Annotated in this window: 22 protein-coding genes; 18 read left to right on the top strand and 4 right to left on the bottom strand. The window is 69.1% G+C overall.

Translation table 11 applies throughout. The annotated features are described in order from the left end of the window. Positions 1–34 precede the first annotated feature (34 nt). From ACQE3C_RS02145 to ACQE3C_RS02115, 7 genes are all read left to right on the top strand, one after another. Positions 35–1,048 carry a helix-turn-helix transcriptional regulator gene (locus ACQE3C_RS02145; protein ID WP_434537539.1) on the top strand — a complete coding sequence of 338 codons (1,014 nt, stop codon included), beginning with the start codon at positions 35–37 and terminating at the stop codon, positions 1,046–1,048. Further along, entirely contained in the window at positions 1,045–2,034 is a 990-nt protein-coding gene (locus tag ACQE3C_RS02140) for a helix-turn-helix transcriptional regulator (protein WP_434537538.1), read from the top strand. The genes ACQE3C_RS02145 and ACQE3C_RS02140 overlap by 4 nt, the downstream gene beginning before the upstream one ends. Next, entirely contained in the window at positions 2,031–2,288 is a 258-nt protein-coding gene (locus tag ACQE3C_RS02135) for a hypothetical protein (RefSeq protein ID WP_434537537.1), read from the top strand. Before ACQE3C_RS02140 ends, ACQE3C_RS02135 begins: the two co-directional genes overlap by 4 nt. 150 nt (positions 2,289–2,438) lie before the next feature. Next, positions 2,439–2,693 (top strand): twin-arginine translocase TatA/TatE family subunit, encoded by a 255-nt coding sequence (gene tatA, locus ACQE3C_RS02130; RefSeq protein ID WP_434537536.1) that lies wholly within the window; start codon positions 2,439–2,441, stop codon positions 2,691–2,693. A gap of 17 nt (positions 2,694–2,710) precedes the next feature. After that, positions 2,711–3,574, top strand: a complete 864-nt coding sequence (gene tatC / locus ACQE3C_RS02125) for a twin-arginine translocase subunit TatC (protein ID WP_434537535.1) — start codon at positions 2,711–2,713, stop codon at positions 3,572–3,574. Between the two features lie 6 nt (positions 3,575–3,580). Continuing rightward, positions 3,581–4,531: a diacylglycerol/lipid kinase family protein gene (locus ACQE3C_RS02120; protein WP_434537534.1), complete on the top strand. Its 951-nt coding sequence runs from the start codon at positions 3,581–3,583 to the stop codon at positions 4,529–4,531. 82 nt (positions 4,532–4,613) lie between these two features. Then, the gene (locus ACQE3C_RS02115; RefSeq protein ID WP_434537577.1) at positions 4,614–7,418 is read left to right on the top strand and encodes a DEAD/DEAH box helicase; all 2,805 of its coding nucleotides are present in this window, start codon (positions 4,614–4,616) and stop codon (positions 7,416–7,418) included. Between the two features lie 43 nt (positions 7,419–7,461). Here ACQE3C_RS02115 and ACQE3C_RS02110 read toward each other — a convergent pair whose 3' ends face one another. From ACQE3C_RS02110 to ACQE3C_RS02100, 3 genes are read right to left on the bottom strand one after another with little or no spacing between them, the layout of a single operon-like run. After that, positions 7,462–8,007, bottom strand: a complete 546-nt coding sequence (locus ACQE3C_RS02110; protein WP_434537533.1) for a DUF4112 domain-containing protein — start codon at positions 8,005–8,007, stop codon at positions 7,462–7,464. Further along, positions 8,007–9,398, bottom strand: a complete 1,392-nt coding sequence (locus tag ACQE3C_RS02105) for a metallopeptidase TldD-related protein (protein ID WP_434537532.1) — start codon at positions 9,396–9,398, stop codon at positions 8,007–8,009. The genes ACQE3C_RS02110 and ACQE3C_RS02105 overlap by 1 nt, the downstream gene beginning before the upstream one ends. Then, complete coding sequence (locus ACQE3C_RS02100; RefSeq protein WP_434537531.1) at positions 9,398–10,912, bottom strand: TldD/PmbA family protein; 1,515 nt, start codon at positions 10,910–10,912, stop codon at positions 9,398–9,400. The genes ACQE3C_RS02105 and ACQE3C_RS02100 overlap by 1 nt, the downstream gene beginning before the upstream one ends. A gap of 86 nt (positions 10,913–10,998) precedes the next feature. Here ACQE3C_RS02100 and hisF point away from each other — a divergent pair, with 86 nt between their 5' ends. From hisF to ilvC, 8 genes are all read left to right on the top strand, one after another. After that, the gene (gene hisF / locus ACQE3C_RS02095; protein ID WP_434537530.1) at positions 10,999–11,817 is read left to right on the top strand and encodes an imidazole glycerol phosphate synthase subunit HisF; all 819 of its coding nucleotides are present in this window, start codon (positions 10,999–11,001) and stop codon (positions 11,815–11,817) included. Beyond that, a complete protein-coding gene (locus ACQE3C_RS02090; protein ID WP_434537529.1) occupies positions 11,814–12,779 on the top strand; it encodes a 2-hydroxyacid dehydrogenase in 966 nt (321 codons plus the stop codon). The genes hisF and ACQE3C_RS02090 overlap by 4 nt, the downstream gene beginning before the upstream one ends. Before the next feature lie 23 nt (positions 12,780–12,802). Continuing rightward, positions 12,803–13,174 (top strand): HIT family protein, encoded by a 372-nt coding sequence (locus ACQE3C_RS02085; protein ID WP_434537528.1) that lies wholly within the window; start codon positions 12,803–12,805, stop codon positions 13,172–13,174. Further along, complete coding sequence (locus ACQE3C_RS02080; RefSeq protein ID WP_434537527.1) at positions 13,171–14,403, top strand: glycosyltransferase family 87 protein; 1,233 nt, start codon at positions 13,171–13,173, stop codon at positions 14,401–14,403. The genes ACQE3C_RS02085 and ACQE3C_RS02080 overlap by 4 nt, the downstream gene beginning before the upstream one ends. Before the next feature lie 115 nt (positions 14,404–14,518). After that, positions 14,519–15,061, top strand: a complete 543-nt coding sequence (locus ACQE3C_RS02075; RefSeq protein WP_434537526.1) for a hypothetical protein — start codon at positions 14,519–14,521, stop codon at positions 15,059–15,061. Positions 15,062–15,363: 302 nt separating this feature from the next. Then, positions 15,364–17,109 carry an acetolactate synthase large subunit gene (locus tag ACQE3C_RS02070; protein WP_434537525.1) on the top strand — a complete coding sequence of 582 codons (1,746 nt, stop codon included), beginning with the start codon at positions 15,364–15,366 and terminating at the stop codon, positions 17,107–17,109. Beyond that, entirely contained in the window at positions 17,106–17,636 is a 531-nt protein-coding gene (gene ilvN, locus ACQE3C_RS02065; RefSeq protein WP_434537524.1) for an acetolactate synthase small subunit, read from the top strand. The genes ACQE3C_RS02070 and ilvN overlap by 4 nt, the downstream gene beginning before the upstream one ends. Positions 17,637–17,708: 72 nt before the next feature. Further along, positions 17,709–18,737 carry a ketol-acid reductoisomerase gene (gene ilvC / locus ACQE3C_RS02060; RefSeq protein ID WP_434537523.1) on the top strand — a complete coding sequence of 343 codons (1,029 nt, stop codon included), beginning with the start codon at positions 17,709–17,711 and terminating at the stop codon, positions 18,735–18,737. Between the two features lie 106 nt (positions 18,738–18,843). Here ilvC and ACQE3C_RS02055 read toward each other — a convergent pair whose 3' ends face one another. Next, on the bottom strand, positions 18,844–19,047 hold the full coding sequence (locus tag ACQE3C_RS02055; RefSeq protein ID WP_434537522.1) for a cold-shock protein: 204 nt from the start codon (positions 19,045–19,047) through the stop codon (positions 18,844–18,846). Positions 19,048–19,339: 292 nt separating this feature from the next. On the opposite strand from ACQE3C_RS02055, the gene ACQE3C_RS02050 reads away from it, so the two are divergent. The 3 genes from ACQE3C_RS02050 (at position 19,340) to ACQE3C_RS02040 (ending at position 22,024) form a co-directional block, all read left to right on the top strand. After that, positions 19,340–19,885, top strand: a complete 546-nt coding sequence (locus tag ACQE3C_RS02050) for a hypothetical protein (protein ID WP_434537521.1) — start codon at positions 19,340–19,342, stop codon at positions 19,883–19,885. An 11-nt stretch (positions 19,886–19,896) separates the two neighbouring features. Continuing rightward, positions 19,897–20,433 (top strand): hypothetical protein, encoded by a 537-nt coding sequence (locus tag ACQE3C_RS02045; protein WP_434537520.1) that lies wholly within the window; start codon positions 19,897–19,899, stop codon positions 20,431–20,433. Between the two features lie 73 nt (positions 20,434–20,506). Continuing rightward, the gene (locus tag ACQE3C_RS02040) at positions 20,507–22,024 is read left to right on the top strand and encodes a flotillin family protein (protein ID WP_434537519.1); all 1,518 of its coding nucleotides are present in this window, start codon (positions 20,507–20,509) and stop codon (positions 22,022–22,024) included. The last annotated feature ends 52 nt before the right edge of the window (positions 22,025–22,076 follow it).

Raw genomic sequence — 22,076 nt, 5'->3', positions numbered from 1 at the left:
ATTCCGCTCGCGACCCACCCGGAGGTACATGGCGGTGCCAGACCCACAGCACAAGCCCGTCCAACGCGCCGTGAAGGGTCGCGCCAACTCGCTGCGACTCGTGCACCTGTTGTACGTGCTGCAAACCGCCCGGCAACCCCTCAGCAAGGCGCAGCTGCTCGACCTGGTCACCGACTACGCCGACGCCGGCCCGGCCTCCCGAGACCGGATGTTCGAACGCGACAAGGTCGTGCTGCGTGAGCTGGGCGTCGACCTGGTGGTCACCGGGGAAGGCGCCGACGAACGCTACCTGCTGGCCACCGGCGATGTCGTCCTGCCCGAGGTCGAGTTCAGCGCCCCCGAACGGGCCATGCTGGCGATGGCGCAGCGGGTCTGGGGTGAGCACTCGGTCGGTGAGCAGGCACGTGAGGCACTGTCCAAGCTGGCCGCCGCCGGTGTCGAACTGGACGAGGAACCCGGCCGCGCGCTGCAGCCCAGCCTCACCAGCGACCCGTCACTGCACGTGCTGATGCAGGCCAACAACGCCCACCAGTGCGTCCGGTTCACCTACCGCGCCGCCAACGGGGCGGTGCGTGAACGCGATGTCGAACCCTGGGTGCTCGGCCAGCGGGGCGGCGGCTGGTACCTGATCGGTTTCGACCGCACCCGCCAGGAATCACGCAAGTTCAAGTTGGCGCGCATCATCGGCGAGCCTGAACCCTACGGCCCGGCCAACGCCTACCAGGTTCCCGACGACGTCGACCCCGCCGCGATGATGGACGAGATTCGACCCGAGCAGGGCCAGGAACACGCCGTGGTCGCCGTCCGCGGTGAGTACGCCCCCGCGGTGCGACGCCGCAGCACCCCGACCACCCACCCGGACACCCCCGAGGGCTACCTCGCCCATGACCTGACCTATCTGCGTGAGCAGGCCCTGGTGCAGGAACTGGCGCCGTTCGGGGCCGACGTGCTCGTCCTCGAACCGGCGCACCTGCGTGAGGCAATGGGCGACCACTTCCGGCGCGTCGTCGCCGCCCACGGGCCCGAACCACAGGAGCAGCAGTCATGAAGGCGACCGAGGACATCTCCCGACTGTTCAAGATGGTCCCCTGGCTCGCCGCCCACCCCGGCATCAGCGTGAAGGAGGCCGCCGCCGAGTTTGGCATCACCCCCCGACGGCTGCTGCACGAGCTCGAGACGATGTGGATGATCGGCTCGGACCCTGACTCGATCGCCAGTGGGTTCTATGAGTACCTACTGGAGTACGACCCCGACGAAGCCGAGGCGGGGCGGGTCGTGGTCACCCCCTCGCCCTACATCGCCCGGCCGCTGAGGCTCACCGTGGACGAAGCACTCAGCCTGCTGGTCGCCCTGAAGTCGGTGCAGCCCCTGGTCGACGACGAGTCGGCCGGCCACGTGGGCAGTGCGATCAAGAAGCTCGAGGAGACCACCGGCCACCGCACCGGGCATGTGCAGCTGGCCATGGACGTCGGCGCCGAGGATGTCCGCAGCGTGCTGCACACCGCGATCAGCACGGGGCAGCGGCTGCAACTGGTCTATGACGGGGTGAACCGGGGCATCACCACCCGCCCCGAGGTCGACCCGGCCGCCATCATCGTGCGCAACGGGTCGGCCTACCTGCAGGCCTGGAGCCTGACCCGGCAGGACTGGCGGCTGTACAAGGTCAACCGGATCGCCGAGGCCTCGGCCACCGGTGAACCCGCCCACGACCACGGCAGCCCTCCGGAGGTCGACTGGGCTGACACCGCGAGCGTGGTGGAACTGCACCTGGCCGCCGCCGCGCTGTACCTGCTCGAGTACGACCCCGTCCGCGAGTCCGGCGAGCTGGACGACCCGGTCTACCTGCGCTGGGCCAGGGTGCCGCTGGCCGACCGGTCCTACCTGTCCCACCGGCTGCTGCAGCTGGCCGACCAGATCCGGCTGCCCGAGCCCCACCAGGCCCAGCAGGACGCGGTCACCGTCGCTGAGGCGGCGCTGGCGGCCTACGCCGAACTTCCGGCGAGCAATGCAGCGGGCGCTAGGGTGGGGGCATGATCTGGGTCTGGGTGTTCCTCGCCATTGCCGTGGTGGGGCTGGTGGTCATGATCAGCTACGGCGTGTGGCTGTTCCACAAGGCTGCCGACGTCTATTCCGAGATCAAGATGCTCGGTCAGCGGGGCCGCGAGATCCAGGCCCTGGTCGAGCAACTGGAACTCTCCCCGACCACCACGACGGGCGAGCGGGCGACGCCGGCCCGGCGTGCGCAGGGGGAGGAACCGGCGTCGAAGGACCTGGCCACCACCGGCTGAAACGCGCGCAACGCTTGCGCAACGAATGGCTCGCTGATGGGGTTTGCCCAGCGGCGGTGGTTAAGATGAAGAGGCATTGCGGCCCTGCGTGAGTGTGGGGTTGGACACATCTGTCGGGGACAGTCCCCGACACGAGCAAGGGAACATGACATGGGCGGCTTCGGCTGGCAGGAACTTCTGATCATTCTGGCGGTGGCGCTGCTGCTGTTCGGCGGCAGCCGTCTGGCCGGCATCGGCAAGGCCTCGGGTCGCGCGATCCGCGAGTTCAAGGAAGAGACCAAGGACCTGCGGTCGGACAAGAAGCCGGCCGAGGTGGAGACCAAGGAAGCCGCTGAGGACAAGGTCGTCGACGCCACCATCGTGGACGAGACCACCCCCGCCGAGCAGCCCCACAACCAGGGCTGAGCGGACCCCCCTGAACCATGAGCGTCATCGAGAACGATTCACGTCGTCGGCAGATCATCCCTGACTGGCTGAAGCCACCGGTCAGTGACTCTCCCGACGGCACGATGGCGCTGGTCGACCACCTGCGGGAGCTGCGCTACCGGGTGATCATGTCCTTCCTGGCCTTCGTGGTGGTCTTCATCGCGGCCCTCATCATCGAGATGAACTTCCGCGTGTTCTACGAACTGACGACCTACCCGCTGTTCGTGGCGAAGGAAGCCTACGAGGCCCGGACCGGCCAGGTGGTGCTGATCACCACCGAGGGCATCATGGGTGGCTTCACCCTGTCGATGAAGATGGCGGCGATCGCCAGCCTGATCCTGACCTGCCCGGTGTGGATCTGGCACCTGTGGAAGTTCATCATGCCGGGCCTGCTCGAGAACGAGAAGAAGTACTCGTTGCGGTTCATGGGCACCTCCATCCCGCTGTTCCTGATGGGTGTGGCCACCGGCTACATGGTGATGCCGAAGGGCTTCGAGGTCATGATGACCTTCAACCCGCCGGACACCACGCAGATCAACGAGATGAACAAGTACCTCACCTTCGAGCTGCAGATGCTGCTGATCTTCGGGCTCAGCTTCCTGCTGCCGGTGGTGCTGGTGACCCTCAACCTGCTCGGCGTGGTCCGCGGCAAACAGCTGTCGAAGATGCGCACGGTGGCGATCTTCGTCTGCTTCGTCTTCGCTGCCATCGCCACCCCCAGCACGGACCCGTTCTCGATGCTGGCGCTGTCGGTGCCGATGGCCGTGATGTACCTGATCGCCGAGGTCATCTGTCGGACCCGTGACAAGAGGTTGATCGCCTCGGGCCAGCTGATCGAGCTCGACGACGAGGTCGACTGAGCCTCGATGGCACTGCGTCGTTTCGACGGCCCCACCATGACGGTGGTGGTCAATCCCAAAGCTGGGCGTGGCCGGGCCGCCAGGGTGCTTCCCAAGGTGGTCGCCCAACTGGTCGCCGCCCGCCCCGATGCGCACCTGCAGGTGCACCAGGCGACCAGCTTCGACGATGCCCGGCTGCGCACCATCCAGGCGGTGGAACGCGCCAGGCCCGGCCGCCCCGACCATGACACCGATTCCCTGGTGGTGATGGGTGGCGACGGCATGGCCCACCTCGGGGTCAACGCCTGCGCCGGTACCGATGTGCGGCTGGGCATCATTCCCGCCGGCACCGGCAACGACTTCTGCCGCGGCGTGGGCATCCCGCTGTCGGTGCCCGCCGCCACCCGGGTGATCGCCGAGGGCCGCAGTGACCGCATCGATGTGAACCTGGCCACCGGGCGGCTGGCCGACGGCGCCGAGTTCCGCCACATCGGCTGCACCGTGAGCACCGGCTACGACGCCAAGGTGAACCGGCGCGCCAATGCGATCACCCTGCCACTGGGGGCGCTGGCCTACGGCTATGTCGCCCTGACCGAACTGGCCAGGTTCGACCCGCTGCAGTACCGGATCAGTATCGACGGTGAGCAGTGGGAACTGCCAGCGATGCTGGTCGGGGTCTCCAACAGCGCCTACATCGGTGGCGGCATGCAGATCGCCCCGGGGGCCGACGTCACCGACGGCCTGCTTGATGTCACCATCATCCACCCGGTCAGCCGGGCCACGCTGCTGCGGTTGATGCCCACCCTGTACACCGGCAAGTTCATCAACGACCCCGCCGTCGAACAGGTCCGCGCCCGCGAGGTGGTCATCGACGGCGACGACATGTTCGCCATGGCCGATGGTGAGCTGCTGGGGGAGGTGCCCGTCACCGTCGCCGTACGGCCCCAACACCTCAGCATCTACCGCAAGGGGCACTAGGGTCGAAGCCATGGACCAGACCGGCATCGAGAACCTGCATGACACGCCGGCCCCGGGGCCGCTGTTCGAGTCGTTCAGCCGCATGTACCCCTTCACCCTGGACGAGTACCAGGTGTTGGCCTGCGCCCATGTCGAAGCCGGTCACGGGGTGCTGGTCGCTGCGCCCACCGGTTCGGGCAAGACGGTGGTGGGGGAGTTCGCCGTGTTCTGCGCGTTGGAGCAGGGCAGCAAGTGCTTCTACACCACCCCCATCAAGGCGCTGTCAAACCAGAAGTACCACGACCTGGTCGCCCGCCACGGCGCCGACCGGGTGGGCCTCCTGACCGGCGACACCTCCATCAACGGCGAGGCGCCGATCGTGGTGATGACCACCGAGGTGCTGCGCAACATGATCTACGCCGACTCGCGCACCCTGCACAACCTGGGCTACGTGGTGATGGACGAGGTGCACTACCTGGCCGACCGGTTCCGCGGCGCGGTGTGGGAAGAGGTCATCCTGGGCCTGGCCGAGCGGGTGCAGTTGGTCAGCCTCTCGGCGACCGTCAGCAACGCCGAGGAGTTCGGGGACTGGCTCGACGAGGTGCGCGGCGACGTGCACGTCGTGCTGTCCGAACGCCGCCCGGTGCCGCTGTACCAGCACGTGCTGGCCGGGCGCACCCTCTATGACCTGTTCAGCGGTGATGCCCCCACCGCCGTCGCCCTGCCCAGCACCGTCACCCCGGAGGTGAACCCGGAGCTGGTCAAGCTCGCCAAGTCGGAGGTCCGCGGGCAGCGTGACGACTCCCGGCGTCCGAGGGGCCGCTCGGGCAAGGGCAAGCGGCCCACCCACGGGTCAGGACGATTCGGTGGCGCTGCCTCCAAGCTCGACGGCCGCGGCCGGGACCGCGACGAGCAGGGCCCGCGGCTGGTGCCCAGCCGCTGGTCGGCTGTCATCAGCCTGGAACGGGCCAACCTGCTGCCGGCGATCGTGTTCGTGTTCAGCCGGGCCGGCTGTGACGAGGCGGTGCGCCAACTGGTCGGCAGCGGGGCCCGGCTCACCACCGCCGCGGAGGCCGCGAAGCTGGCCCGCATCGCCGAGCGCCACGTCGGCACCCTCAGCCACCACGACCGTCAGGTGCTTGACTACGACTTCTTCCTGGAGGCCCTGCAGCGGGGCGTCGCCGCCCACCACGCCGGCATCCTGCCCGCCTTCAAGGCCATCGTCGAGGAGGGCTTCGCCGAGGGGCTGATCAAGGTGGTCTATGCCACCGAGACCCTCGCCCTGGGCATCAACATGCCGGCCCGCACCGTGATGATCGAGAAGCTGGTCAAGTACAACGGCGAGGCCCACGTCGACATCACGCCGGGGGAGTACACCCAGCTCACCGGCCGCGCCGGCCGCCGCGGCATCGACGTCGAGGGCCACGCCGTGGTGGTGTGGAGCCCCGGCATGGACCCCCGCGCGGTCGCCGGGCTGGCGTCTCGCCGCACCTACCCGCTCAAGTCGTCGTTCGCCCCGACCTACAACATGGCTGTCAACCTGGTCGGCCGGATGGGCCGCGAAGCCGCCCGCAGCATGTTGGAGCAGAGCTTCGCCCAGTTCCAGACCGACCGTAGCGTCGTCGGGCTGGCCCGCACCGTCCACCGCGACGCCGAGGCGATCGAGCAGTACCTCGAGGCCGCCGCCTGCGACCGGGGCGACTTCTCCGAGTACGCCCGGCTGCGCGAACAGATCAGCGAACTGGAGGCCGAACAGGCCCGGGGGCGCCGCCGCGACTTCAGCGCCGAGGTCCAGGAGTCGCTGCGAAACCTCGAACCGGGCGACATCATCTGGGTCACCGGGGGCCGCCATGAGGGCTGGGCCACCATCATCGACCCCGGCCGCGGCCGCGACCGCGAACCCCACCCGCTGGTGATGACCGTCGAGCGTGAACTGGTGCGCCTCAGCGTCAAGGACTTCCCGACCCCCACCACCACCGTCGGGCGGTTGCGGGTCCCCAAGAAGTTCGACCCCCGCAAGCCACCGATGCGCAAGGCGCTGGCCGCGAGCCTGCACCACCGCCTCAACGAGCTCGACCCTGCCGTGCCCGCCCCGCAGGTCTCGCGCCCCGACGACCAGATCATGGACGAGATCGCCCGGCTGCGGGCCGAGCTGCGGGCCCACCCCTGCCACGGGTGCCCCGACAGGGAGAGCCACGCCCGTTTCGCCGAACGCGCCATGCGGCTGGAACGTGAACACACCCGCGCCCAGGGGGCCCTGGCCACCCGCACCAACACCATCGCCCACACCTTCGACAAGATCTGCGTCGTGCTGACCTCGCTGGGCTACCTGGACGCCGACGACCCCGACCAGGTCACCCCGGCCGGGCGGATGCTGGCCCGGATCTACTCCGAGCTCGACCTGGTCGCTGCCGAGGCAGTCAGCGCCGGGGTCTTCGACGAACTGGACGTCCCCCAGTTGGCCGCCGTGCTGTCGTCGCTGGTCTATGAGGCCCGCCGCAACGACCAGGGCAGGATGCACCGGATGCCCGACGCCGCCTCCGAGCAGGCCCAGTCGCAGCTGCGCAACCTGTGGCGCGAGGTCGGTGTCGTCGAGCGCGACAACCGGTTGGACCGGGCCCCCGAACCCGACATCGGTTTCGCGGAGGCCGCCTACGCGTGGGCCGACGGGCAACCCCTGGCCGACGTGCTGTTCAGTGCGCAGCTGCCCGCCGGTGACTTCGTCCGCTGGGTGCGCCAGGTCGCCGACATGGCCGGCCAGATCGCTGTCGCGGCCGGCCTGCGGGCCGAACAGCGCCAGCTGGCCGGGGAGGCGCCGGGCCCGGCCGATGACCTGGCCCGCCGCTGCCGGCTGGTGGTCGACATGATGCGCCGGGGTGTGGTCGAGTTCGACCCCGACGAGGACTGACGCCCTCGTCCCTGTGAACCCGTGCCCGGCCCAGCAGGCGAGCTCAGCCGAGCAGGTGCACCAGGATGGTGATGGTGGCCCAGATGGCGAAGATCGCCGAGGCGACCATCAGCACCAGCACGCCCACGACCACGCCCACCGCCTTGACCATGTACGCGGGGTAGGAGTCGTCGACCCGTTCACCCGACTCGATGGCCTGGCGCAGCAGGCGGTAGTTCTTGCGGTTGGCCCGGTGGGCGAAGTCGGCCGCGTCACCGACCAGCGGCACCCAACCCAGCATGGTGTCGACCAGCAGGTGCCAGGCCATCTTCAGCAGCACCGGGATCGGCACCCGACGGCGCACCGCGTCGACCAGGATGGTGGTGGCCAGCGTGGTGGTCACCGTGTCACCGACCCCGGGCACCAGCCCCAGCAGGCCGTCGAGGCCGACACCGAAGTTGGTACCGGGCAACGTCACGATGTCGTCGAGCACCTTGGCCAGCATCTCCATCTGCTGGGCCTGGTCAGCGTCCTTGCCGCCGGCCTGCTTGGGCTGCTCCTGCGGTTTGACCTGCTGCTGCGGCTCAGGTCGGGGGGCGGGGCGGGCCATCAGGACGCCTGGGAGACGGTGGACATGTTGAAATCGGGCACCCGCAGCGCCGGTGCGACCGTCAGGTTGAACCAGTCGTTCCATTCCCGGCACAGCGTGCGCTCGGCGCGGCCCACCTCGCTGATCCGCCCGAGCAACCCGACCGGCGACTCGTTCCACCGGAAGTTGTTCACCGCACCGACGATCTTGCCGTTCTCAACCAGGTACACCCCGTCGCGGGTCAACCCGGTCAGCAGCAGCGTCTCGGGGTCGACCTCGCGGACGTACCACAGGCAGGTCAGCAGCAGCCCACGCTGGGTGGAGGCCACCATCTCCTGCAGGTCGGCGGTGCCGTGGCCGTCGATGAACAGGTTGTCGGTGGGGTGCGGCAGCGGGCCGGTCAGGCCATTGGCCTGCTGCTCGTGGGAGGTTTCCACGAGTGTCGCCAACCGGCCCCCGGTCAGCCAGTCGACCCGGCCGACGTCGGCACCGTTGTCGTAGACCGAGAACAGCCCCGCCTGGGAGGCCCCGGTGGCGACGAACTGCGGCCGTTCCAGCCCAGGGGCCGCCGGGTCGCTCCACATGTCCAGCCCGATCGGGGCGAGCCGCTCACCCACCCGGGTCGATGCGTCCGGGCCGGCGAAGACCGACTGGCCCTCGCGGGCATCACGACCGGCCATCGACCAGTAGGCGTAGATCATCAGGTCGGCGACAGCCGACGGCGGCAGGATCACTTCGTAGCGCCCCGCCGGCAGGTCGACCCGGTTCGCGCTCCACGAGAGCCGTTCCAGCGCCTCGGCGACCTTCGCCGACATGTCGACATCGGTGAAGTCGGCGGTGGACTGGCCCACCCAGGCCGAGCCGACCATGTCGGGGTGCTTGGCATTGAGCTCGAGGCGGCCGGTGCGCCCCACCGCGCGGCGACGCGCCCCGGTGCTGCTGCCCAGCCAGGTGGTGGTCACGGTGTGTTCGGCGAACCCGAACAACAGGTGCTGGTCACCGGCCTGCTCGAAGGCGGCCCCCAGGTCGGCCGCCAGGTCGGCGAACACGTCGAAGCTGGTGGTGGCCGCAGGCTCGTCGAAATCGGAGTCGACGCTGCCGCCCGGCAGGTCGTGGGCATCGGCGTCGGGGGCGCCCGCGGCGGCGATGGCCGCGGCCCGGCGCACCAGGTCGACCACCTGCTCGGCGTCGGTGACCGGCCCCTGCAGGCAGCCCGACGCGATCCCGCCCTCGACCCCGGCCAGGGCCACCACCTCGGCGCTGATGCGGTGCATCTGGCCGTTGGTGGTCAGGGCGTTGTTGGCCCAGCGGACATTCGCCTCGTGGGTCTCGGTGAGGATCACCACGCAGCCGCGGTCAGCGCCCGGCAGGTCCTGCGCCGCCGCCAGGGCGGTCTCGATCCAGTTCCTCATCAGTCCTGTCCATCCTGTCCGGCCTCGGCGGCAGTGTTGAGCACGTTGACCCCACGGAACAGCCCCAGGGGTGCCCCGTGGCTGACGGCAGCGACCTGGCCCGGCTGGCCCTTGCCGCAGTTGAAGGCGCCCTCCAGCGACCATGTCGAGGGGCCACCGACCGCCTCCATCGACCCCCAGAAATCGGTGGTGGTGGCCTGGTAGGCGGCATCGCGCACCTGCCCGACGATGCGTCCGCCCCTGACCCGGTGGAAGCGTTGGGCGGTGAACTGGAAGTTGTAGCGCTGCATGTCGATCGACCACGACTTGTCGCCGACGACATAGAGCCCGTCACCGAGCTGGGCGAGCAGGTCGTCGAGGGTCACGTCCTGCTCGGCGGGCGCCAGGCTGACATTGGGCATGCGCTGCATCGGGATGTGGGCCGCCGAATCGGCATAGGCGCAGCCGTTGGACCGGCCCCCGTTGAGGCCTCGTTCGGCGGCCATCTGCCGGTTCAACTGGTAGCCGACCAGCACCCCGTCGCGGATGATGTCGAAGGTCTGTGCCTCCACGCCCTCGCTGTCCCAGGCGATCGTGGCCAGGCCGTGCTCGGTGACCCGGTCACCGGTGACGTTCATGACCGGCGAGCCGTACTGCAGCGACCCCAGCTTGTCGATGGTGGCGAAGGAGGTGCCCGCGTAGGCGGCCTCGTAGCCGAGTGCCCGGTCCAGCTCGGTGCCGTGGGCGACCGACTCGTGCAGGGTCAGCCACAGCTGGCTGGGGTGGACAAGCAGGTCGGTGGGCCCGGCCTCCACGGTCGGGGCAGCGACGTTTTCGGCCAGCAGCTCGCCCAGGCCGGCAACCTCTTCGTCCCAGTCGGTGCCCACCCCGGTCATGTACTCCCAGCCGCGCCCGGTCGGGGGAGCGATGGTCCGCATCGTCGAGATCTGGCCGCCGGCGGTCGAGATGGCCGTGAACTGGGGGTGCATCCGCACCCGCTGCTGCAGGGTGTGGGTGCCGGCCAGGTTCGCAAAGAAGGTGTCCTCCTGGGCGATCCGCAGGGAGGCGCTGGAGTGGTCGACCCCGGCCTGGGCGCCGATCGCCTCCGACAGTTCCACCAGCCGCGCGCTGCGTTCGGCTTCGGCCACGTCGAAGGGGTTGACCTGGTGGGACCCCACCCAGGTGCCCCGGTGCACCGGTTCGTCGGCGAGTTCGACCGGACGAGGGGTCAGCGGGGCGGCGACCTCCGCGATCCGGCAGGCCTGTTCGGCCAGGCCGGCGGCGGCGTCGGTGGTCAGGGCCACCCCGGCGGCGAACCCCCAGCAGCCACGGTGGACCACCCGCACCGAGATCGACAGGTCACTGGAGTCGCTGCTGGTGGTCACCCGCGCATCGCGCAGGGCAGTGACCGCCTCGCGGTGGCGTTCGACGCGCACATCGCAGTGGCTGGCACCCAGTTCACGGGCGCGACCCAGTGCGGCATCGGCCAACTGGTCCAGGGGGAGTCCGGTGAACACCGGGTCAAGGAGTGGCATGACCTCCACTGTAGGGACTGCCACCGACAAAACGGTGTGACTGTTGTGCACCGTGCAGCGCCCGTGGCGGGGCTAGGCTGGCTGCCATGTCAGTCGCGATCAGAGTCATCCCCTGCCTGGACGTCCATGACGGCCGCGTCGTCAAGGGCGTGAACTTCGTCAACCTGCGTGATGCGGGCGACCCCGTCGAAATGGCCAAGGTCTACGACCGGGCCGGGGCCGATGAGCTCACCTTCCTCGACATCTCCGCCTCCAACGAGGGCCGCGAGACCACCCGCGACATGGTGGTGCGCTGCGCCGAGAACGTGTTCATCCCGCTGACGGTCGGTGGGGGAGTCAGCAGCGTCGACGACGTCGACCTGCTGCTGCGCTGCGGTGCCGACAAGGTGGGCATGAACACCGGCGCGATCCGGCGCCCCGAGGCCATCAACGAGATCGCCGCACGCTTCGGCAACCAGGTGCTGGTGCTCAGCCTTGACGCCCGTCGCGAGGCCGGCATGCCGTCCGGTTTCGGGGTCACCACCCACGGTGGTCGCCGCAGCGCCGGGCTGGATGCTGTCGAATGGGCCAGGCAGGCCGTCGACCGGGGCGTCGGTGAGGTGCTGCTGAACTCGATGGACGCCGACGGCACCACCAACGGCTACGACCTGGAGATGCTCGAGGCCGTCCGCGCCGCCGTCGACGTCCCCCTGATTGCCTCGGGTGGCGCCGGTGCCGTGGAGCACTTCGTCGACGCCGCCCGCGCGGGGGCCGACGCCGTGCTCGCCGCCAGCGTCTTCCACTTCGGGACCCTGTCGGTCGGCCAGGTCAAACAGGCCCTGCGCGAGGCCGACTTCGAGGTCCGCCTCGACCCCACCGCTGACCCTGCCACCGAACAGACCACGACCGCAGGGGCTGACCGATGAACCGTCCCGTCGCCTGGGTGCCCTTCGCGAGTGAGCAGGAGGCCCGCCGCGTCCTGGGCGAGGACCTGCCCATCGACCTGCGCCCCTTCACCGACCCCGCCAACCCGCCTGAGGGCATCGACCAGGTCGAGTTCATGGTGCTGCCCTACGGCGTGCCGCAGCACACCGTCTTCGCCCGCACCCCCGAAATGACCAACCTCAAGGTCATCCAGGGGCAGATGGCCGGCACCGACGCGATCAACCCGCTCGTCCCCGCGGGGGTGACCCTCTGCAACGCCGCCGGGGTGCACGACACCGCCACCGCGGAACTGGCCGTGAGCCTGGCCCTGTCCCGGGGCCGCAACCTCGACGTCTTCGCCCGCGACCAGGTCGCCGGCCGCTGGCAGCCGCAGTGGGGGGTCGGCCTGGCCGACGCCCGCATCCTGATCCTGGGCTACGGCAACATCGGACGAGCCATCGAGCGCCGCGTGCGCGGCTTCGAACCGGCCAGCATCACCCGGGTCGCCACCCGGGCCCGCAGCGTCGACTTCGACGGTGAACAGGTCGACGTGCAGGAGGTCAGCAGACTGCTCGACCTGCTGCCCGAGGTGGACGTGCTGTTCATCATCGCCCCGCACACCTCGGCCACCGAGGGCCTGGTGGGCGCCGAGGCGCTGGCGGCAATGCCCGACGGGGCCATGGTGGTCAACGCCGGACGCGGCCCCATCGTCGACACCGAGGCCCTCATCGCCGAATGCGGCTCGGGGCGCCTGCAGGCAGCACTCGACGTGATCGACCCCGAACCGGTACCGGCAGACCATCCCCTGCGACAGACCCCCAACGTCCTCTTCTCACCGCACGTCGGCGGCTTCACCAACGCCTTCGAGCCCCGCCGCAACGCGTTGCTACGCTCGCAGCTGCGGGCCTGGGCCACTGGCGAGCCCCTGGCCAATGTGGTGACCGTCGGCCCCCTGACCGTGTGACCTGAGCCTGTGAGAGGAACCCCATGAGCTGCGTCTTCTGCGCCATCGCCGGCGGTGAGATCCCGGTGGCCCGCATTGCCGAGGACGAGGCCGGCCTGGCCTTCCCCGATGCCAACCCGAAGTCACCGGGTCACCTGCTGGTCATCCCGCACCAGCACGTGGCTGACCTGGGCGACGGCGCTGATGCCTATGTGGCCGTCGCGCCGCTGGTGGCCCGGGTGAGCCGGCTGGTCAGCGAGCGGCTCGGCGCCGACGGGGTGAACCTGGTCGTCAACTCCGGCGAGAGCGCCGGCCAGGAGGTCTTCCACCTGCACGTCCACGTGATCCCGCGCTACGGGCGGAGCGAGCCGCCGGCAGATGCGCAGGCCGCGGTGGACGCGCTGAGCGGCGCATGACCCCACCCCCACAGGAGCACCGGGGACGGGCGGGGGGAGAGGACTGGGCAGTCGCGGCGCTGCGCTGGTTCTCCACCACCGTGCCGGTGGTACTGGTCGCCCTGGTGGTCGCCCCCCTGGTCATCGAGGGCGGCACCGTGGTGCCCTGGCGACCCGTGATGACCGAACTGGGCACCATGATCGTGGTTGCCACCCAGATGATCGAGGGCCAGGTCGTCTTCGGCACCGCCACGACCGCGAACTTCGCCTGGACCCCATTCGGTGCGATCCTGCTGGTGCCCTTGGCGCTGTCGGGCCCGCTGCTGTGGCAACTGGGCAGCATCGTGGCCACCGTCTCGGCGCTGGTGCACCTGCTGCGCAGGCTGCTGGGCCTGGACGGGCGGGCGCTGCTGCTGGCCGGGGTGGCTGTCGTGATCATGGTCGAACCGGTCCGCACCACGCTCGGGGTGGGCCAGATCAGCCTCCTGGTGGTGCTGCTGGTGGTGGTCGACCTGATGGCGCCGATGTCGCCGAAGGCCCCGCCGCGCCGACGACTGCTGCCCACCGGAGTCCTCACCGGGATCGCTGCCGGCATCGCACTGACCCCGGCCTGGGTGCTGCTGGCGCTGCTGCTGGCCGGGCACCGTCGGGTGGCGCTGACCGGTCTGGCCACCGCGGCCAGTTGCCTGCTGGTCGGCTGGATCGTGATGCCCGGGCAGAGCGAGGGCCTGCTGGAGTTCGCCGGGCCGGACCCGGTCGGTGCCCTGTGGGCGTCGAACCAGTCCCTGGCCGGGGCCCTGGCGCGCTGGCACGTGGCTCCGATCCTCGCCGGGGTGCTGGCCCTGGTGGTCGCTGCGGCGGGTGCCTGGGCGGCCTCACGCTGGTGGCGTGACCAACCGGTCCTGGCGCTGGGCGTGGTGCTGCTGGCGTCACTGATGCCGCTGAACCCGGCTTGGACCTGGCAGTTCGTCGGGGTCGTCGTCCTCGGGGCCGGCCTGCTGCGGGGCTGGGACCGGCTGCCCAAGGGGCTGGCCGTCACCGCAGCCACCTTGGCGGTGTGGACCGCGGTGGCGCTGCCCCAACTGGTGGCCTCCGGCAGCGCCGTGCCCGGCCCGTGGGAGTCAGCCCTGGCCGCTGTCGGGCCCCTGCTGGGGGTCGCCGTGATTGCCGTGGCTGGGGTGGCGGCACCCCCGCGTCCTGCCCTGACCCGGCCCGTCGCCGCGCGTGTCGTTGAAAAGACACCCAATTGACGACCCCCTCTGTGGCGCAGGCCACAGGGGTGATCTAGTCTCTTCTCATCGACTACAGAACGTCGTAGTTGTCCCACCTGGCGTCACTCCGTCGCCCAACCCAGAAAGGGCTCTGATGAGTTCGAAGCCCGCCAAGATCATTGGCATTGTCTCCATCGCCGCCGGCCTCGTCATGGTGATCGCCGGCATCGTGACCTGGAACATCGTGACCTCCCAACTGAAGCAGGAACAGATCACCGTCCCCGGTGACGCCGACAAGGTGTTGGGCATGACTGTTGCCGGCAAGAAGGTCCAGGGACCGATCACCGCCTTCGGCCAGGCCGAGACCATCAACAAGCACGCGCTGGCCGGTGCTGAGGGCAAGACCTACGCCCAGCTCGGTGCCGACCAGTCCAAGGCGCGCGCCGACCTCGAGGCCGCCACCAACGACTCCGAGCGTGAAGCTGCCCAGGCCGCTCTCGACAAGGCCACCCAGCAGCGCAACACCGCGATGAATGCCGCCTTCCTGCGCTCCTCGCTGTTCACCTCGGTGGTCACCTACGGCCTGTCCGCCCTCGTGGTCGGTCTCGGCCTGATGTTCGGTCTGATCGGTTGGGCGCTGACCACCATCAAGCCCGCGACCGTGGCCGCCGGCACCCCCGCCCCCAGCGACGAGTGAGCCACTGACTCGCGCAGACACACAGCTGGCCCGGCGCCGATTCCACCGCGGGATCGGCGCCGTACCCGTGTCCGGCCGGCGTCCACCACCTGAGACCGGACGGGGTCGGGTTGACCGGGGCGATTGGATGGGTCATTGTGAACGTGTGCAGTTCCGAATTCTCGTAGTTCCCCAGCGCTGACGTCCGTCCCGATAGACGACAGCGCTCCCTCGTGTGCCCCAAGTGGCCTCGGGGGTTTTTTGTTGCATGGGACACTCGACCCGCACACCCACATCTGACCAACTCGGTGAAAGGACACGACATGGCAGGCGATGAAGCCCCGACCATCCTCACCGGTGCACAGGCACTGGTGACCTCACTCGAGCGGATGGGTGTAGAGGTCGCCTTCGGGATCCCGGGCGGGGCGATCCTGCCCGCCTACGACCCGCTCTACGACTCCAAGGTGCGCCACATCCTGGTCCGCCACGAACAGGGAGCCGGGCACGCCGCCGAGGGCTACGCGGCCTCCACCGGCAAGGTGGGCGTCTGCATCGCCACCTCCGGGCCCGGGGCGACCAACCTGGTCACCCCGATCGCCGACGCCTACATGGACTCGGTGCCCCTGGTCGCGATCACCGGCCAGGTGAACTCGAGCTTCATCGGCACCGACGCCTTCCAGGAGGCCGACATCCGCGGCATCACGATGCCGATCACCAAGCACAACTACCTGGTCACCCACGTCTCCGACATCCCGCGGGCGATCAAGGAAGCCTTCCACATCGCCAGCACCGGTCGTCCCGGCCCGGTGCTGGTCGACATCGCCAAGGACGCGCTGCAGGACAGTGCACCGTTCATCTGGCCCGAGACGGTGAAGCTGCCGAGCTACCGGCCCACCACCCGGCCCCACGCCCGACAGCTGAAGGCTGCCGCCCGCATGATCGCCGAGTCGTCGCGCCCGGTGCTCTACATCGGTGGCGGTGTCGTCCGGGCCGAGGCCAGCGACGAACTGGCTGAACTGGTCAAGCTGACCGGCATCCCCGTGGTGACCACCCTGATGGCCCGTGGTGCCCTGCCCGACAGCCACGAACTGAACATGGGCATGCCCGGCATGCACGGCACCGTCGCAGCGGTCGGCGCCCTCCAGCGTTCCGACCTGCTGATCGCCATCGGCACCCGCTTCGACGACCGCGTCACCGGCAAGCTGGAGTCCTTCGCCCCCGACGCGCAGGTCATCCACGCCGACATCGACCCGGCCGAGATCTCCAAGAACCGCATCGCCGACCTGCCGATCGTGGGCGACGCGCAGGAGGTTCTGTCCGGCCTGGTGCAGGCGCTGCGCAACCACGACCTGCCCGACCTGACCCAGTGGAACGAGTACACCGCCAGCCTCAAGCGTCGCTACCCGACCGGCTACGACGAGCCCGAGGACGGCACCCTGAGCCCGCAGTACGTGATCAAGCGCATCGGCGAGATCTCCGGGCCCGACACGATCTTCGCCGCCGGCGTGGGCCAGCACCAGATGTGGGCCGCCCACTTCCTGCCCCACGAAAAGCCGCGCAAGTGGCTGAACTCCGGTGGTGCCGGGACGATGGGCTACTGCGTGCCCGCGGCCATGGGTGCCCAGGTCGGCAACCCCGATGCCGTCGTGTGGGGCATCGACGGTGACGGCTGCTTCCAGATGACCAACCAGGAGCTCACCACCTGCTCTCTCGAGCAGATCCCGATCAAGATCGCCGTGATCAACAACCAGGTGCTGGGCATGGTGCGGCAGTGGCAGACCCTGTTCTACGACTCCCGCTACTCCAACACCGAACTCCACTCCACCCGGGTGCCCGACTTCCCCAAGCTCGCCGAGGCGATGGGCGCGGTCGGCCTGCGCGCCGAGACCGTGGACGAGGTCGACGACGTCATCCGGAAGGCGATGGAGATCAACGACCGCCCTGTGGTGGTCGAGTTCGTCGTCAACAAGGACGCCATGGTGTGGCCGATGGTGGCTGCCGGCACCAGCAATGACGACATCAAGATCGCCCGGGACATGGCCCCTGACTGGGAAGAGGAAGTGCTGTGAACACCTACACCCTGAGTGTGCTGGTCTACAACCGCCCCGGCGTCCTGGCCCGCATCGCCAGCCTGTTCTCGCGGCGCGGCTTCAACATCGAGTCGTTGACCGTCGGCATGACCGATGACCCCGAGGTCAGCCGGATGACCGTGGTCGCCGGTGTCGAGGACGAACAGATCCTCGAGCAGATCGTCAAGCAGCTGCACAAGCTGATCGAGGTGCTCAAGGTGCTCGAACTCGACGCCTCGGCCGTGCAGCGCCAGCTCATGCTGGTCAAGGTCCGCTCCGACATCGAGAACCGCTCCAACGTGATCGACACCGTCTCACTGTTCCGCGGCAAGGCCGTCGACGTGAGCCAGGAGTCGATCACCATCGAGGCCACCGGCAGCCGGGAGAAGCTCGACGCCCTGGTCGCGATGCTGGAACCGTTCGGCATCCTCGAACTCGTGCGTTCCGGCCACGTCGCGCTGGCCCGGGGCGGGCGCGCCATCACCGACAAGACCCGTTCGGACCGGCAGCGAGAGCTGCAGGGCTGAGCCCGAGACAACCCCCATCCATCCGTCGGCCGATGGCCTGCGGAGAAATCCACTGAAGGAGAACCACCACCCATGGCCACGATGTTCTATGACTCCGATGCCGACCTGACCCTGCTGCAGGACCGTCAGGTCGCCATCATCGGCTACGGCTCCCAGGGCCACGCCCACGCGCTGAACCTGCGTGACTCGGGCGTCGACGTGCGTGTCGGCCTCGCCGAGGGCAGCAAGTCGCGCGCCAAGGCCGAGGCTGAGGGCCTGCGGGTGCTGTCCGTGGCCGACGCCGCCAAGGAAGCCGACCTGATCATGATCCTCACCCCTGACCAGGTGCAGCGCAAGCTCTACGCTGAAGAGATCGCCCCCCACCTGGAGGAGGGTGACGCCCTGTTCTTCGCCCACGGCTTCAACATCCGCTTCGGCTACATCACCGCCCCCGAGGGTGTTGACGTGTGCATGGTCGCCCCCAAGGGCCCCGGCCACCTGGTGCGCCGCGAGTACTCCGACGGCCGTGGCGTGCCGGTGCTCGTCGCCGTCGAGAAGGACGCCTCGGGCCACGCCAAGGACCTCACCCTGGCCTACGCCAAGGCGATCGGTGGCCTGCGCGCCGGCGGCATCGAGACCACCTTCACCGAGGAGTGCGAGACCGACCTGTTCGGTGAGCAGGCCGTGCTCTGCGGCGGCGCCTCGCAGCTGATCATGCAGGGCTTCGAGACCCTGGTCGAGGCCGGCTACCAGCCCGAGATCGCCTACTTCGAGTGCCTCCACGAGCTGAAGCTGATCGTCGACCTGATGTACGAGGGCGGCATCGCCAAGCAGCGTTGGAGCATCTCCGACACCGCCGAGTACGGCGACTACGTCTCCGGGCCGCGGGTCATCGACGCGCACGTGAAGGAAAACATGAAGGCCGTGCTGGCCGACATCCAGAGCGGTGCCTTCGCCCAGCGCTTCATCGATGACCAGGACGCCGGCGCCCCGGAGTTCAAGCAGCTGCGCGCCGAGGGTGAGTCCCACCAGATCGAGGCCGTCGGCAAGGACCTCCGCAAGCTGATGTCGTGGGTCAAGCCCGCCGACTCCGACTACGTCGAGGGTTCGGTCTCGCGCTGACGAGGGTCCACCAGGACACCGGCAAGAAACACCACAGCCCGCCCCGAAAGGGGCGGGCTGTGGTGTTTCAGTTCGCTGAGCAGGTCAGCTCACCGGGTGGAGCAGATCAGATGACCTGGGCCTGGACGGCCTGCAGGCCCTTGGGGCCCTGCTCGACCTCGTAGGAGACCTTGTCGTTCTCGTTCAGGGTGCGGTAGCCGCTCGACTGGATGGCCGAGAAGTGCACGAAGACGTCGGCCGAGCCGTCGTCGGGGGAGATGAAGCCGAAGCCCTTGTCAGCGTTGAACCACTTAACAGTTCCGGTAGCCATGATGTGGCCTTTCCATAGGTGTAGCGAAAGCACGGTTGCGCCCTCTTGGTGCTGGAGGCGAACCTTTATCGCAACCCTGTGGCATATCCGCTGGGAACGGAGGCCGTGAAGCTTGAAACGCAGGGGTAAACCTCAAACAACTAAGACCAAGCATAGCAGTGCGGGGGCCAACACCAGCCCGCAGCGGGCCCCTGTTGCTGGGCCCCTGTTGATCGGCCCCGTCCCGCGTCACCTGCGGGGGAGCGGGCCCCAGACCCGTCCCCGCTAGACTGGACGCTCGGAAGGGGGGCGCATGGAGTTCCTGATCATCGGCGGCATCGGACTCGTGGTCCTGGTTCTGGCACTTGTGCTCGGCGACTTCCTCGACCTCTCGGTGCCCTTCGAAGGCATGCTCGACAACGACGTCTTCTCGGTGGCCACGATCAGTGCCTTCGTGGGCGCGTTCGGCTTCGGCGGCGCCATCGCCCAGGAAATCTTCTCCACGCTGTGGATCGCTGTGCCCGTCGCCGTGGTGATGGGCCTGCTGTTCAGCTGGTTCACGATCTGGCTCACCCGCAAGCTCAAGAACTCCGCCACCGGCACCTCGGTCAACACTCGCTCGCTGGTGGGCCGCGAGGCCACCGTACTGACCGCCATCCCCGAGGACGGCTACGGCGAGATCCGCCTCAGCGTCAACGGTCACCGGACGAAGTACTCGGCCAAGGCCAAGGTCGCGGTCGAAGCCGGGTCCAGCGTCTGGATCTCCGACGTGCTCTCGGCCACCGCCGTGGAGGTCACCCCCACCCATGAACTGCCCCCCGGTGTCCCTGAACCCGGCCCCGACCAGAACCTGCCCTGAGAGGACCACCCGTGGAGACACTGATCGACATCGCGATGTGGCTGTTCATCCTGGCCGTCGCGCTGTTCGTCTACGGCGCCGGAGCCCACAAGATGGCCGGTGAGGGCCGCGCCGACGTCTACGGGTCCCGCGTGATCACCAACTCCGGCGGGTTCGTCTGGTGGCCCCGGCGAAAGCGCAGCCTCGACCTGGCGGCCCGACCCATCACCACCACCGCCGGCCCCGTGCCCGCCGCCGACGGCTCCGAGGTCACCGTGGTCATGGACGCCGACGTCCTGGTCGGCTCGGACGACGACGCCATCCGCACCGCAGCCAAGCACTTCGCCGGGGCCGAGGACACCATCGACCCCGTGGCCGGTGAGCTCATCGAAGCCGCCGTCGCCGCGGTGGTGGCAGCCTCGTCCGACGACCAGCTGGCTGACCGTGTCGACCTGGCCCAGCGGGTGGTGGCACGCGCCAACACCTCGCTGGCCAAGCTGGGGCTGAGGCTGGACTGGCTGACCATCTCGTCACTCACCCGCGGGTCGGACGAACTCATCGCCCGCTAGGCTCGGCCCCGACACCTGCCCCTCATCCCCCCGCCCACCTACCGCTCCCGCCCCATCGACAAGGAGAAACACCATGCCCGTACTCTGGATCGCCATCGGCGCGCTCGTCGTGCTGCTGGTGCTGCTGGTGCTGCTGATCCTCAGCCGCTACAAGGTCGCCGGCCCCAACGAGGCCTACATCGTCACCGGCCAGAAGGGGCGTGAGGTCCGCAACCCCGAGACCGGCGTGGTGTCCACGGACCTGTCCGGCCAGAAGGTCGTGATGGGTGGCGGTGTCTTCGTGATCCCGTTCGTGCAGCGCCTGCACAACCTGGACCTGTCCAGCCGCCGCATCATGGTCCAGATCCGGGGCGCGGTCTCCGGCCAGGGCATCAAGCTGAACCTCGACGGTGTGGCCATCGTCAAGGTCGGCGGCAACGAGGACTCCATCCGCGCCGCCGCCCAGCGCTTCCTCACCCAGCAGGACGAGATTGAGACCTTCACCCAGGAAACCCTGGCAGGCTCACTGCGCTCCATCGTCGGTTCGCTGTCGGTCGAGCAGATCATCCGTGACCGCGCCGCCTTCGCCCAGCGGGTCGCCGATGAGTCCGAGGCCTCGCTGACCGGCCAGGGCCTGGTGCTCGACACCTTCCAGATCCAGGACATCACCGACGACGGTTCCTACCTGAGCGACCTGGGTCGTCCCGAGGCCGCGAAGGTGCAGCAGATCGCCTCGGTCGCCGAAGCCGCCGCCCGCCAGGAGGCCGAGCAGGCCCGGATCGCCGCCGAGCAGCAGATCGCGATCAGCCAGCGTGAGCTGATGCTGAAGACCGCCGAGATCAAGTCCGAGACCGACGCGGCCGCCGCCACGGCTGCTGCGTCCGGCCCACTGGCCCAGGCCGACCGTGACCAGGCCATCCTCACCGAGCAGGAGAAGGTGGCCGTGCGGCAGGCGGCCCTGAAGGACCGCCAGCTCGACACCGAGGTCCGCAAGCCGGCCGACGCCGAGCGGTACCGCATCGAGACCGAGGCAGAGGCCAAGAAGAACTCCGACATCTTCCAGGCCGAGGCGGCCAAGCAGACCGCCATCGCCCGCGCCCAGGCAGAAGCCGAGACCGCGCGCCTGACCGGTGAGGGTGACAAGTCCCGCCGCTCGGCGCTGGCCGAGGCCGAAGCCATCGAGGGTGCTCGTCGCGGTGAGGCCGAGAAGGCCCGCCGTATCGCCGAGGCCGAGGCACTGCGTGCCGAGGGTGAGGCGCAGGCATCGGCGATCCTGGCCACCGGCCAGGCCGAGGCCGAGGCGATGAACAAGCGCGCCGAGGCCTTCGCCCGGTACAACGAGGCCGCCGTGCTGCAGATGCTGGTCGAGGTGCTGCCGCAGGTCGCCGAGAAGGTCGCTGCCCCGATGGGTGCCATCGACAAGCTGACCGTGGTCTCCACCGACGGTGCGGCCGCACTGCCCAAGCAGGTCACCGACAACGTGGTGCAGACCATGGAGCTGATCAAGAACACCACCGGTGTCGACCTCAGCTCGCTGATCAGCAAGTACTCCGGTGTGGCCACCGAGCAGGCCGCCGAGAACAACACGGTGATCCCCGGACAGGTGGGCTGACCGGGCCCGCCGCCGGTCCGGCACCAACGACACACAAGGCACGGGGCCTGGA

This window comes from Aestuariimicrobium sp. Y1814 (assembly GCF_050113895.1).
Classification (GTDB): Bacteria; Actinomycetota; Actinomycetes; order Propionibacteriales; family Propionibacteriaceae; genus Aestuariimicrobium.
This window is presented reverse-complemented; position numbering and strand designations above follow the sequence as displayed.

Coding starts and splice junctions, on each gene's coding strand:
- ACQE3C_RS02140 (WP_434537538.1), top strand. CDS start 1,045: ATGAAGGCGACCGAGGACATCTCCCGACTGTTCAAGATGGTCCCCTGG.
- ACQE3C_RS02135 (WP_434537537.1), top strand. CDS start 2,031: ATGATCTGGGTCTGGGTGTTCCTCGCCATTGCCGTGGTGGGGCTGGTG.
- tatA (WP_434537536.1), top strand. CDS start 2,439: ATGGGCGGCTTCGGCTGGCAGGAACTTCTGATCATTCTGGCGGTGGCG.
- tatC (WP_434537535.1), top strand. CDS start 2,711: ATGAGCGTCATCGAGAACGATTCACGTCGTCGGCAGATCATCCCTGAC.
- ACQE3C_RS02120 (WP_434537534.1), top strand. CDS start 3,581: ATGGCACTGCGTCGTTTCGACGGCCCCACCATGACGGTGGTGGTCAAT.
- ACQE3C_RS02115 (WP_434537577.1), top strand. CDS start 4,614: ATGTACCCCTTCACCCTGGACGAGTACCAGGTGTTGGCCTGCGCCCAT.
- ACQE3C_RS02110 (WP_434537533.1), bottom strand. CDS start 8,007: ATGGCCCGCCCCGCCCCCCGACCTGAGCCGCAGCAGCAGGTCAAACCG.
- ACQE3C_RS02105 (WP_434537532.1), bottom strand. CDS start 9,398: ATGAGGAACTGGATCGAGACCGCCCTGGCGGCGGCGCAGGACCTGCCG.
- ACQE3C_RS02100 (WP_434537531.1), bottom strand. CDS start 10,912: ATGCCACTCCTTGACCCGGTGTTCACCGGACTCCCCCTGGACCAGTTG.
- hisF (WP_434537530.1), top strand. CDS start 10,999: ATGTCAGTCGCGATCAGAGTCATCCCCTGCCTGGACGTCCATGACGGC.
- ACQE3C_RS02090 (WP_434537529.1), top strand. CDS start 11,814: ATGAACCGTCCCGTCGCCTGGGTGCCCTTCGCGAGTGAGCAGGAGGCC.
- ACQE3C_RS02085 (WP_434537528.1), top strand. CDS start 12,803: ATGAGCTGCGTCTTCTGCGCCATCGCCGGCGGTGAGATCCCGGTGGCC.
- ACQE3C_RS02080 (WP_434537527.1), top strand. CDS start 13,171: ATGACCCCACCCCCACAGGAGCACCGGGGACGGGCGGGGGGAGAGGAC.
- ACQE3C_RS02075 (WP_434537526.1), top strand. CDS start 14,519: ATGAGTTCGAAGCCCGCCAAGATCATTGGCATTGTCTCCATCGCCGCC.
- ACQE3C_RS02070 (WP_434537525.1), top strand. CDS start 15,364: ATGGCAGGCGATGAAGCCCCGACCATCCTCACCGGTGCACAGGCACTG.
- ilvC (WP_434537523.1), top strand. CDS start 17,709: ATGGCCACGATGTTCTATGACTCCGATGCCGACCTGACCCTGCTGCAG.
- ACQE3C_RS02055 (WP_434537522.1), bottom strand. CDS start 19,047: ATGGCTACCGGAACTGTTAAGTGGTTCAACGCTGACAAGGGCTTCGGC.
- ACQE3C_RS02050 (WP_434537521.1), top strand. CDS start 19,340: ATGGAGTTCCTGATCATCGGCGGCATCGGACTCGTGGTCCTGGTTCTG.
- ACQE3C_RS02040 (WP_434537519.1), top strand. CDS start 20,507: ATGCCCGTACTCTGGATCGCCATCGGCGCGCTCGTCGTGCTGCTGGTG.